The sequence below is a fragment of the Mesorhizobium sp. P2_F5 genome (assembly GCF_056403715.1).
Window position 1 is genome coordinate 36,436 of the sequence record NZ_JBFUEY010000032.1, and the last position, 11,897, is coordinate 48,332.

The 11,897-nt window shown below is 59.3% G+C and carries 10 protein-coding genes; 7 read left to right on the top strand and 3 right to left on the bottom strand.

Annotation, left to right across the window (positions count from 1 at the left end; genetic code table 11):
- Window positions 1-40: 40 nt before the first annotated feature.
- On the bottom strand, window positions 41-1,081 hold the full coding sequence (locus tag AC1DYO_RS29375) for an aminopeptidase (protein WP_477267889.1): 1,041 nt from the start codon (window positions 1,079-1,081) through the stop codon (window positions 41-43).
- Between the two features lie 246 nt (window positions 1,082-1,327).
- On the opposite strand from AC1DYO_RS29375, the gene AC1DYO_RS29380 reads away from it, so the two are divergent.
- From AC1DYO_RS29380 to AC1DYO_RS29410, 7 genes are all read left to right on the top strand, one after another.
- A complete protein-coding gene (locus tag AC1DYO_RS29380) occupies window positions 1,328-1,558 on the top strand; it encodes a hypothetical protein (protein ID WP_477267881.1) in 231 nt (76 codons plus the stop codon).
- A gap of 306 nt (window positions 1,559-1,864) precedes the next feature.
- The gene (locus AC1DYO_RS29385; protein WP_477267882.1) at window positions 1,865-2,530 is read left to right on the top strand and encodes a hypothetical protein; all 666 of its coding nucleotides are present in this window, start codon (window positions 1,865-1,867) and stop codon (window positions 2,528-2,530) included.
- 7 nt (window positions 2,531-2,537) lie between these two features.
- Entirely contained in the window at window positions 2,538-5,216 is a 2,679-nt protein-coding gene (locus AC1DYO_RS29390) for an OmpA family protein (RefSeq protein WP_477267883.1), read from the top strand.
- Between the two features lie 11 nt (window positions 5,217-5,227).
- Window positions 5,228-5,722 (top strand): Rab family GTPase, encoded by a 495-nt coding sequence (locus AC1DYO_RS29395; protein WP_181060498.1) that lies wholly within the window; start codon window positions 5,228-5,230, stop codon window positions 5,720-5,722.
- A gap of 3 nt (window positions 5,723-5,725) precedes the next feature.
- Entirely contained in the window at window positions 5,726-6,796 is a 1,071-nt protein-coding gene (locus AC1DYO_RS29400) for an adenylate/guanylate cyclase domain-containing protein (RefSeq protein WP_477267884.1), read from the top strand.
- A gap of 133 nt (window positions 6,797-6,929) precedes the next feature.
- Entirely contained in the window at window positions 6,930-7,520 is a 591-nt protein-coding gene (locus AC1DYO_RS29405) for an ankyrin repeat domain-containing protein (RefSeq protein WP_181060500.1), read from the top strand.
- Window positions 7,521-7,532: 12 nt separating this feature from the next.
- Window positions 7,533-8,036: a YHS domain-containing (seleno)protein gene (locus AC1DYO_RS29410; protein WP_477267885.1), complete on the top strand. Its 504-nt coding sequence runs from the start codon at window positions 7,533-7,535 to the stop codon at window positions 8,034-8,036.
- 12 nt (window positions 8,037-8,048) lie between these two features.
- Here AC1DYO_RS29410 and AC1DYO_RS29415 read toward each other — a convergent pair whose 3' ends face one another.
- Together AC1DYO_RS29415 and AC1DYO_RS29420 are read right to left on the bottom strand one after the other, a co-directional pair.
- Complete coding sequence (locus AC1DYO_RS29415) at window positions 8,049-10,229, bottom strand: adenylate/guanylate cyclase domain-containing protein (RefSeq protein WP_477267886.1); 2,181 nt, start codon at window positions 10,227-10,229, stop codon at window positions 8,049-8,051.
- 151 nt (window positions 10,230-10,380) lie between these two features.
- On the bottom strand, window positions 10,381-11,897 hold a 1,517-nt coding region (locus AC1DYO_RS29420; protein WP_477267887.1), incomplete at its 5' end, for a tetratricopeptide repeat protein.

Consider the following 11,897-nt stretch of genomic DNA (forward strand, 5'->3'; position numbering starts at 1 on the left):
GGTCCGATTTAGTTGCCGAGACCGGATCCTGTGCTTCAAGTCAATTGCACGTATCCGCAGTCTTGAGGGCTTCGGCGCGGGACGATTTGGGCAAATCCGCGATCCGCCGGACAGAAGCGTAAAACCTTGGATAATTGCCCGAACACAAGTCGAACAAGCGAAGAAAGGCCGGAACCTGTTCACCGTAGACAGAAGTCGCGGCGAGCTTTGCGTTGTTGATCGGGGAATTGAACCAGGCGTCATACCCCCGGTATCCGGCCCAGCGCCGGTCGCGCATCTGCCGGTAGCGCATCCGCAGCCTGTCGATCGTGGCTGCCTTGGCGGCCGCCATCTGCTCCGGGGTGCGGGGACTTGCATAGACCTGCCCTAACTCCTCGCGGGTTTTCGACACCAGTCCGAGAAAATCGGCGCTGCGCTTGCGATCGGCTTCGTAGCGGCGCAATCCGGCCCGATCGCCGGCGGCGCGGAGCCATTTCCTGACGCCGCTGGTTTCAACGGCAACGGCGAAAGCCTCGTTGATTGCGGAATCGCCATTCACATACAGGCGCTGATGCGCCAGTTCATGAAAAATAAGGCTTGCCAGATAGGTGTCGTCCTGACGCAGCATGGTGCTTAGCAGCGGGTCACTGGACCAGCCCAGCGTGGAATAGGCGGTGACGCCCGAGACATAGACGTCCAGCCCCTGTCTATGAAGCTCGACAGCGTTCTCAGCCGCGGATTTCCGGGAGAAGTAACCCCGGTATGGAACGCAGCCGAAAACCGGAAAGCACCATATTTGTGGCGCGAGCGAGAATTGCGGCGCGGCAAAAACCGCCCAGGTCACGGCGTCCCGATGGATGTCGACATAGCTGCGGTAGCTGCTGTTGTCGGGCAATGCCAGTTCATCCGTCGCAAACCGTCTTATGGCGCTCGCCGACGTCAGCTTGGCGCGCAAGGCCTCGGGCGTCGAAGGATCATGGATGAGTTTCCCGACATTCCTGCGCGCGGCCATGATCTGCACATGGCCCTCCAGCGACTGCGCGTAGTAGGAAATGCTTGTGCAGCCGGCCACCCCGGACGCCATGATCACCGCGGCAAGCATCCGAAGAACGCGCTTCACGGTTTGCCCACCCTTGCCCATCTCCCCAGGAATCGATGTCTCGATCCTCCGCTCTCAAACAGGCGCACCGATTTTCGTCAAGCTCTACAGGGGCAGCGGGTCGGACTTTCGACTTTGACAGGGTTGGCAATGCGGCCATTCGCCTTCGATGGACGGAAGTCCACCCGGTATCGGCGGAGCCGCGAATCTGTGTTAAGCCGCCGCTCAATCAACCAAAGGACGACAGCTGTGAGCGAACCGACCGTGGCCCAGGCGACCGAGACCATTTATGCCTCGCTGCGGGCCGACAATGCCGACATCGACGCCCATATCGCGACGCTCAAGGCGGCGCTGGCTCGAGAAGGGACAAAACAGGCGGTGTTCGATCCGACCAAGTTGGCGCAGAACAACCGCCAGGGCCGCAAGTTGATGCAGGCTTATTTTCGGCAACGCGGCGTGAGCGTGAGCTTTTCGAACTAGCAGAGCCGCGCGCGTCGACTAGCTCCTGGAAAAAGCCCAGACCGGAAACGCCCGCAGTGTTGCTGTATAATTGGTGACGCGCTCGTTATCGAGCAATATTGAGCGCAATATTGCAGTTGCCGCCGCCGCCATTTGAAATGGCCTCGCCCAAACGTCCGTTGCTGACCCGGCGACGCGGCAGTCGGCTGCCTCACGAATCGGCTCAAGTCAAGAGATACCCGCTTGCGAGCCGGGTATTTTGCTGACATGCTCTGTTTTATATGGGGTTTTTCACCGTGGCAGGTGTTCAAATGGAAGGGCAAAAGCATGGCAAAGGAATCTACGAATACCGTTTCTTCAGAAAAGAAGGCGGACGCAAATCTGATAGCTAACGCAGAAGGAAACGGGCTGAACTTCTTGGGAGTCCAGGCTCGCGAGAACGGGGCCCCCGGCGACGCTGTAGGTGTCGACAAGATACGTGATCTGCTGTTCGGCAACCAGATGCAGGACTATGACCGCCGTTTTTCCAAGCTTGAAGAACGCGTCTTGCAGCGCTTCAAGGATGTCGAATCCGAAGCCAAGCGCAATCTTGAGATGTACGAGTCAAACGCAAAGAAGCAGGTCGATTCGCTTGCGGGGCAATTGCGGAACGAAAAAGATTCGCGAGCCGACGCCGATAAGGAGATTGATCGGAATCTTCGCGAGCAAAACCAGGCGCTCGAAAAGCAGGTGCGCGCGCTGTCGGATCAATTGAGCGCGTTTGAGCGCGACGTCGCGGACCGGATAAATCGAAACGATCATTCGCTGCGTGAGGAAATCAAGCAGAAGAATGAAGGCGTTCAGATGCTGATCGAGAAGATGTTTGCCGATCTCAGCAACGTCAAGACCGACCGAAATCTTTTGGCTGGCCTGTTTGTCGAGGTAGCAAAATGTCTGAATCAGGATCCCGTCGGCAGCAAGAGCAATTCGGACCGTAGCTGGAAAGCGAGTTGATGGGACCTTGACGTCAACCGTCGACCCACTCAACCTACCGCAAAGAACAGCCTCGAACGATACAGAGATTGATCGCGAGGCTCTGGCTCGTCTTTTGATCGAAATTGCCCGGAACGTTGATCCGGACTACCGTGCGCGTTTCGACGGAGTTCCAACCGCCGATCCTCGCATGGAAACGCTTCGCCAGTTGCTGGTCAGCCGCGAAATCTCGGAGCTTTCACGAGTTACGCATCTGCTGGACGAACCGGAGCAGCTTGCGACAGCCGTGGGCGACGTTCTTCCCAGTGCGGCCGCACGAGCGTCTCATGCGCAACTCGGCGAGGCGCTTGCGCCAGCTGTCGAAAGGGCTGTGCAGCGGTCGATCCAGAAGAGCCCGCGTACGCTTACGGATATATTATACCCGGTGTTTCTGCCGGCAATTCGCAAGTCGATCGGGGAAAAGATCGACCAGACCTTTCAGTCGCTGAATGAAACTTTAAGGCATATATTTACCTGGCATGGTCTCAAGTGGAGATTTGAGGCCTGGAGAACGGGAGCAAGCTTCTCAGAAGTTGTTCTGAAGCACTCTCTTGTCTATCGAATAGAACATGCCTTTCTCATTCATCGCAATTCCGGGCTTTTGATAGCGCATGTAACGGCCGATAATGCGACGAGCGAAGATCCTCAGCTCATTTCTTCGATGCTTAGTGCAATTCAAGATTTTGTGAAGGACTCATTTAACGAGAAAGAGCAGAGCGGCCTGGACACAATCCGTTTTGGCGAGCTTCTTCTCTGGTCAGAAGTTGGACCGTTTGCGACCCTGGTTTCGGTGATCCGGGGAAATCCGCCAGAGGGATTGCATGAAATAGTTCGCGATGTCTTGCTTCGCATCCATGAGGAGTCCTCGCAGGCTTTAGAGCAGTTTGACGGCGACGGTTCGCAGTTGGCCAGCGTAGAGGCGCAGTTGCAGACCTGCGTCGAGCTCAAGCAGGAGGAATCAAACGAGGGATTTCCGTGGCTGGTGGCGGCCGTTGCCCTGCTGCTTTTGAGTCTGGCAGGCGGTTGGTACTTTCTTTCCTGGCAATCCGCGCAGCGCTGGCAGGCTTATGTGTCGCGCTGGCAGGCTTACGTGTCGCTACTGGAGGCCCAGCCGGGCATCATCGTTGCCGAACAACAGGTACGCGATGGCCAATTCTATCTTGCCGGCCTGAGAGACCCGCTTGCCGCCGACCCGCAGTCGCTGTTGTCTGGAACTGAGGTCGATCCCGCCCAGGTTCATTCGCAGTGGCAATTCTATGAGAGCCTTGAACCCGAGTTCGTCTTGAAGCGGCTGACGGCGTCGCTGGTTCCGCCTGAGACAGTACGACTTTCGATCGTCAATGATCGCATCGTTGCCGAGGGTGAGGCCCCCGGCACCTGGATAGATCGGGCGCGCGCGGCGGCCCGACAGCTTTCGGCAGGCGGACCGGAATTCGACATCTCCAAGGTCCGTGATGTAAGCCCTGAAGTGCGCGCGGCGGAGCGCTGGCAGGCTTACGTGTCACGACTGGAGACCCAGCCGGGCATCATCGTTGCAGACCAAAAGATAAGCGGCGGCCAATTCTATATTGCCGGCCTGAGAGACCCGCTTGGCGCCGACCCGCAGTCGCTGTTGTCTGGAACTGAGGTCGATCCCGCCCGGGTTCATTCGCAGTGGCAATTCTATCAGAGCCTTGAGCCGGAGTTCGTGTTGAAGCGGCTGACGGCGTCGCTGTATCCGCCGGATACAGTGCGACTTTCGATCGTCAATGGTCGCATCGTTGCCAAGGGTGAGGCTCCCGACACCTGGATAGATCGGGCGCGCGCGGCAGCCCGACAGCTTTCGGCAGGCGGACCGGAATTCGACATTTCCATGGTTCGTGATGTGAGCCCCGAAGCACGCGCGGCGGAGCACTGGCAGTATTATGTGTCGCGACTTGAGGCCCAACCGGGAATCATCGTCGCCCAACAAACGGCGAGGGGCGGCCATTTCTACATTTCCGGCCTGAGAGACCCGCTTGCCGCCGACCCGCAAGCTCTGCTGTCCGGAACGGAGGTTGATCCTGCCCGCGTTCATGCACAGTGGCAATTCTATCAGAGCCTTGATCCGAAGTTCGTGGTCAAGCGGCTGACGGCGTCGCTGAACCCGCCGAAGTCGGTTCAGCTTTCGATCGTCCAGGGTCGCATCGTTGCCGTGGGTGAAGCTCCTGCCAGCTGGATCAACCGGGCGCAGGCCGCCGCCGAACAGCTTTCGGCGGACGGAGTGATTCTGGATGTCTCGCAGCTGAGTGAGCTGAACCTTGCGGAACTTAATTATTTGAGAGAAGCCATCCAGACGACCGATATCTTCTTCCCTTCCGGCAAAGTTGTGCCGGGACCAGAGCAGACGCCGGTTCTCGACAGGTTGGCGGATCAAATAAAGGAATTCGCCGAAAAAGCCCGCAAGTCAGGCGTAACAGCGCGGTTCATGTTGACCGGCCATTCGGACACCACGGGCCGTGAGACGGCCAACGCGTCGATCAGCGCCGCCCGCGCCGAGACAGTTCGTGCGCTTCTCAACAAGCGCGGCGTCGCTCCGGAACTGCTGCTGGTTCGGGGCGCGGGCACCTTTGAGCCGCTGGTACCTGAAAATAGTCTAGCTGGGAGCTCCACCAATCGCCGGGTTTCGATTACGGTAAACCTGGACTAGCGGAGCCCAAAATGTTGCAAAAAAAGATCTGCATGCTGGGCGGCTTCGCTGTCGGAAAGACGAGTCTGGTTCGCAGGTTTGTGCAAAGCATCTTTTCGGAAACCTACTTGACCACGGTGGGAGTGAAAATCGACAAGAAGAGCGTCGCACTGCCGGACAAAACCGTGGATCTGATTTTGTGGGATTTGGCCGGCGAAGACGATATCGGCTCGTTCCGCGTCAGCTATGTTCGAGGTGCAACCGGGCTCGTGCTTGTCGTCGATGGAACCCGCGCCGCCACTCTTGCCGTGGCGCTCACGCTGCGCGAACGGGTCGAGGCAGAATTCGGCGCTATGCCGTTTATATTGCTGATCAACAAATCCGATCTGGCCGATCGGTGGGCAATATCGGATAGCGAGATTGACGAGCTGAGGCAGCGTGGATGGCAAATCTATCTGACAAGCGCGCTCACGGGTGAGCATGTTGATGATGCGTTTCATCAACTTGCTTTGATGGTCACAAAATAGACCATGCATGGATTGCCAAAAGAAGTCGGAAATTGGATTTTCAATTTCTTCTATGAAGGGCGCTCTGTCGCATATCTGAAAATCGACGCCCAGTTTTGCGTAGCTGCCAAGGGCGGTAATGTTGAACATCACGGGCTGTCGTCGCTTCGCATTGGCAAGCCTGTTGCCGAGCAGCTTGAGTTCATGGAAGGTTTTCTGCCTTGCCCGGAGCTTCCGTTTCATATCCCCATGGTCGAACTGCCCAGCGGGCGTGTCGCGGACCTTCATTTTTTTGCTGACAACGACTGCGTGTGGCTGGTCTTTCTTGACGCCTCCGCCGAACGCGACAATAGACAGCGGCTTCAACAGAAGGCTTATGAAATGACGCTCCTGCAAGAGAGGGAGCGTCAACTCAACGAGAAATTACAATCGACGAACGAGGCGTTGAGGAAGAGCCAGGAGGGATTGGCGCGTGAATACCAGCGCGCCGAAACCCTGCTCCTCAACATTCTTCCGGCGTCGATCGCGGAGCGGTTAAAAGCGCACAAGAAAATTGCTGACAACCACGCAGAGGTGAGTGTGCTTTTTGCCGACATCGTCGGTTTTACGGAAAGAGCGCGCAGCGTCGGAGCCGTGACGACGCTGGCTATTTTAAATTACTTCTTCAAGGCGGCGGATCGGCTGTCGGAACGACACGGCTGCGAAAAGATCAAGACAATCGGCGATTGTGTGATGGTGGTCGCTGGCCTGCCCACCGCGCGATCCGATCATGCGGGAGCCCTCGCGCGCTATGCGATTGACCTGCGCAAGGCGGTTAAGCGCGAACGCTTCGCGGGAGAACCGATAAGACTGAGAATTGGAATTCACTCAGGACCAATCGTCGCCGGCGTCATAGGTAAGAGGCGGTTCGCCTATGACCTGTGGGGCGAGACCGTTAATCTCGCCTCACGTATTCAAACGTCCGCGGAGCCCGATGAAATCCGTATTTCGGATGCAACGCACCAACTGCTTGGACCAAAGTTTGCTTTCGACCCACTCGGGGAAACGGAATTGCGTGGTACGGGTCGTGTGCGAATGTGGCGGCTCCCGCCCTGATTTGCCGCTTGGCGGTACGCCCAGGAGCACATTGCGTCTCAAGCCAGCCCGACCGCGCCGTCCGCCAGCATCTGCCCCGATAGGCCCAACGCAGCTTGTATGATTCCAAGCTAATATATGCTACCCCTGCGTCATGCGCGGACTGCTGGCACTTGGAATGCTGGTATTGGCGGCTACAACTGCAGCCGCAGGTGAGCAATTGTTCGACTCCATCGCCGCCGGCGACAAGGGTGCCGTGGAGCAAGCCCTGGCAGGCGGTGCCGACGTCGACAGCCGGGCACGCGACCAGGCAACCCTCCTCATCGCTGCAGCGCTCGACAACCAGCCGGAAATCGCCGAATTCCTGGTGAGCAAGGGCGCCGACGTCATGGCGCGTAACTCGGGCGGCTTCACCCCGCTTCATGCGGCGGCCTTCTCGGGCAGCCTGCCGATCGCCAAGCTGTTGCTGGAAAAAGGCGCGGTGCTCGACGATGCCGCCAACAAGGCGGGTGCAACGCCGTTGCTGGTGGCCGGCGAGGAAAACCACGTTGAACTGGCCGAATTCCTTATCGCGAAAGGTGCCGATGTGAACCATCCCGAGGGTCATGGCTACATGCCGACAACGCGCGCATTCTGGAAGGGCAACACGGATATCTTACGACTGTTCAAACGCCATGGTGCTACCTGCCAAGCCAAAATCCTTGGCGAGGCGAACGCGGCGAAGTGCGCCGAGATCCACGATTAACGGAGGATGCAGATGAGCACGATGATCAAGTCACGACTGGTTCGGAATTTGGGAGCGGCTGCCCTGGTCGCGGTAGCTGCGGTCGCCGGCTCGGGATCGGCCTGGGCCGACGATTCGGTAAACACCGGCTATTTCGGCGGTGTGGCAATCATGGGCTACGACACAGTCGCCTATTTCACCGACGGCAAGGCGGTGAAGGGCTCTGAGAACATCTCCTACAACTGGTTGGGTACACCATGGCATTTCGCCAGCAAGAAACATCAGGAAATGTTCATGAGCGACCCGGTCAAGTACGCTCCTCAATATGGCGGCTACTGCGCCGGCGAAGTCGTGGGCGGAGGGGTCACGGTCAATGTCGATCCCGAGGCATTCAAGATTATCGACGGCAAGCTCTACCTGATCTACGACGTCGGCAATGCGGACGATTTCGCCGCGCATGCGGCTGAAAATATACCGAAAGCCGATGCCAACTGGCCGAAGGTCGCGGCCAATTTGGAGCTAGACAAGTATCACTGAGACCAGGTTCGCCTACTGGACGACCGTGAAGTGAAACACCTTACTTGTATTGGCATAGGAGTAGCCTTTGCCGGCTGCGCCATTGCGTCTGTAGACGGGACCGCAGTCGGGGCGCCCGAACAGGTTCTCGCTCTGCTCGCACAAGAGATCGCCATCGACGTAGACGGTTTCGGTGACCAGCCGCGTCGTGGAGCGGAAAGCCGCCTTGCCGTCGCTCCCGATCTGAAGGAAGGCTGGTTGGAGACCGGGCTCGATCTGGCCTTGCAGTGTATGGCCAATGACGAGGGACGCGATCTCAGCACCCTTCAACTGGTCGTGTTCGTCCGGGGTAAAGCCGAAGCGCCATTGGGGTAGGCCCGCCTGGCGCAGTGCGTTGACGAGGATCGCCAGATCCTGCGGGTTCCGGAAATGTGCATGGGTCATCTCCCACCCAGCCAAGGAGTCCACGTAGCTGGACCCTGCTACGAGGCGGAGCCCATCGGCGATTGCGGCTTTCGCATCCGGTAGACGGCCGCCGCGGACATACGCCGCAGCGAGCGTAAAACGAAAGTTGCCAACCGTGGACGCATCGTCGCGTGTGTGCTCGAGAATCTCGATCGCTTTCTCGACATTCCCCTGGAGAAGAAAAACCAGCCCTGCAGTTTCCCGGTTGATGGCGGAGAGGTCGGGGTCGAGCCTGAGCGCCGTCTCCACCGCGGTGGCTGCGTCGGCATGATTGCCGGCGTATAGCTGAACATATCCAAGGGCTGCTTGCGCCTCTGCATCGCCCGGACCGATTGAAACAGCCTTCTTGGCAGAGGCAATCGCATCTTCGTAGCGGCGATTCACGACCTGCATGATACCGAGAATTGCATAGGGCGATGAAAGGTCCGGGTCGAGTTCCAAAGCTCGGCTCGCCTTCTCATAGGCTCTCTTTCGTGCTGGCGCGCTCTGGATGATGTCGTTGAAGGCCTCGCGCCAGATATAGACTGTCGTGCGCGCGTCGGCCGCAAAGGCTTCTGCGAAAGTGGAGTCGAGCCCCTCTGCCTTGTCGTAGAGCGTGAGCGCCTCCCGCAGCCCGGCCTGCAGGACGCTGCGTGACGCCGTCTCGGCTTGTAGATAGTAATCGTAGGCCTCGAGATTATTCGTCGGCGGGCGTGCCATGCGTTCGCTTTCCGCTGCCGAAGGTTGCATGCCAAGCGCCTTGGCGATCTCCCCGCTCATCTCTTCCTGGACCGCAAACACGCCGGCCATGCCACGGTCGAACCGGTTGGCCCACAGATTGTCGCCCGTTGCCGTATCGATGAGTTGGGCATTGAGGCGGATCTGCTCGCCGGTGCGGCGGACGCTCCCCTCGACGACGAAGCGGACGCCAAGGTCGCGCGCGACGTCCGCCAGCGCCGCAGGCTTATTCTTGTAGGCAAACACCGAGTTGCGCGCGATGACGTCGAGACCGGAAAGCTTGGTGAGGTCGGTGATCAGATCTTCGGTGATGCCGTCAGCGAAATAGTCCTGGCCTGGATCACCGCCGAGGTTTGCAAACGGCAGCACGGCAACCGATGGCCGCGATGGCACCGAGAACGTCTGCCAGGCAAAAATGCCGGCGAGCACGGCAACTGCCAAGGCCGCGACACTCGCCAGGATCACGACGCGCGGGCCTTGCCGGTGGGGTGCGGCCACGACCTTGCCCGAGGCTGCGGGATCCAGCAGCAGCCGATACGCGCGAACCGGATCGGCGATGTTCTTGAGGCGCTGCTCGCCAAGACTGGCAAAGCCGACATCAACCTTGTGCACCGCGTGGTCGAACGCTGTGCCCGAGATGCAGATTCCGCCTGGCTCGGCCATCGACTCCAGTCGCGCGGCGATGTTGACGCCATCGCCATAGATGTCATTTTCCTCAACGATGACGTCGCCGAGATTGACGCCGATGCGAAACCGGATCTGCCGGGTCTCAGTGGTGCCCTTGTTGCGATCGGCCATCCGGCGTTGGATCATGGCAGCACACTGGACGGCATCGACGACACTCGCGAACTCGACGAGCGCGCCGTCGCCCATGAGCTTGATAATGCGACCGTGGAATTCCTTGATCGCGGGGTCGACCAGTTCGCGACGGCAACTTTTCAACCGCTCGAGCGTACCGACCTCATCCTCGCCCATAAGCGTGCTGTATCCGACCACATCGGCAGCAAGTATCGCGGTAAGCCTTCGCTCCATACCTGCCTGCGCCCTCCCGGTCGATCAAGTGGCTTCGCTGTAGCCTATTCTAGTCCCGCGTCGGACGCGAGCGTGGTCAGCTCACGACATCGGACCTCGGAGGTACAACGTCCGCTATGGAGCTCGACAAATATCACTGAGATGCGTGCATCTACTGAACCACCGTGAAGTGAAACACCTTGCTTGAATTGACAAAGGAATAGCCTTTGCCGGCTGTGTCGTTGCGTCTGTAGACGGGTCCGCAGTCGGGGCGCCCGAACATATTCTCGCTCAGCTCGCACAAAAGGTCGCCATCGACACGGATGGTCTCGGTGACCAGCCGCGTCGTGGAGCGGAAGGCTGCCTTGCCGTCGCTCCCGATCTGGAGGAAGGCTGATTGGAGACCAGGTTCAAGCTGGCCCTGCAGCGTATGGCCCAGCACCAACGAGGCGATCTCTTCGCCCTTCAAGCGATTGTGCTCGTCGCCGGTGAAGCCGAACGGCCATTCGGGCAAGCCCGCCTGCTGCAACGCATCGATGATGAGAGCCAAATCCTGCGGGTTACGGTACTGGGCACCGTTGAGCCGGTATGCGGACAATGAATCGAACCCCGGTGTGGACATGGCACCCAGTCCCTCGGCGACCGCCGCCCTCGCATCCTGCAGGCGGCCGGCGCGGGCGTAAGCGGCACCAAGCGTGATCGTGAAATCTCCGACTGACGGCGCGTCGGCGCGGGTGCGTTCGAGCGCCTCGATCGCCTTGTCGTTGCTACCTTGAATGAGAAAGACCAGACCGGCAATTTGCCGGTTGATGGGTGAAAGATTGGGATCGAGCCTGAGCGCTGTCTCGACCGCTTCGGCAGCCTCGGCATGATTGCCGGCGAACAATTGCACGTATCCCAGAGCTATTTGCGTCTCCGCATCGCCGGGGCCGAGTGCGACGGCTCGCTCGACCGAAGCGATAGCTTCCGCGTAGCGGCGATCCACGACCTGCATGATGCCTAGAACCGCATAAGGCGACGAAAGATCCGGGTCGAGTTGCAGCGCGCGGCTTGCCTTCTCATAGGCGCGCTTGCGCGCCGGCGCGCTCTGCATGATGTCGTTGAACGATTCACGCCAGATATAGACTGTCATGCTTGCATCCGCCGCGAAGGCTTCGGCAAAAGCGGGGTCGAGCTCCTCCGCCTTGTCGTAGAGCGTGAGCGCCTCCCGCAGCCCGTCACGCCGGCCGGTCCGTGCTGTCTGCTCGGCGCGAAGGTAGAAGTCGTAGGCTTCAAGGTTTTCGGTCGGCGGGCGCGCCATGCGCTCGCTTTCCGCTGCCGAAGGTTGCATGCCAAGCGCCTCGGCGATCTCCCCGCTCATTTCGTGCTGGACGGCAAACACGCCGGCTATGCCACGGTCGAACCGGTTGGCCCATAGATTGTCGCCCGTTGCCGTGTCGATGAGTTGGGCATTGAGCCGGATCTGGTCGCCGGTGCGGCGGACGCTCCCCTCGACAACGAAGCGGACGCCAAGGTCGCGCGCGACGTCCGCCAGCGCTGCAGGCTTGTTCTTGTAGGCGAACACCGAGTTGCGCGCGATGACGTCGAGACCGGAAAGCTTGGTGAGGTCGGTGATCAGATCTTCGGTGATGCCGTCAGCGAAATAGTCCTGGCCTGGATCACCGCCGAGGTTTGCAAACGGCAGCACGG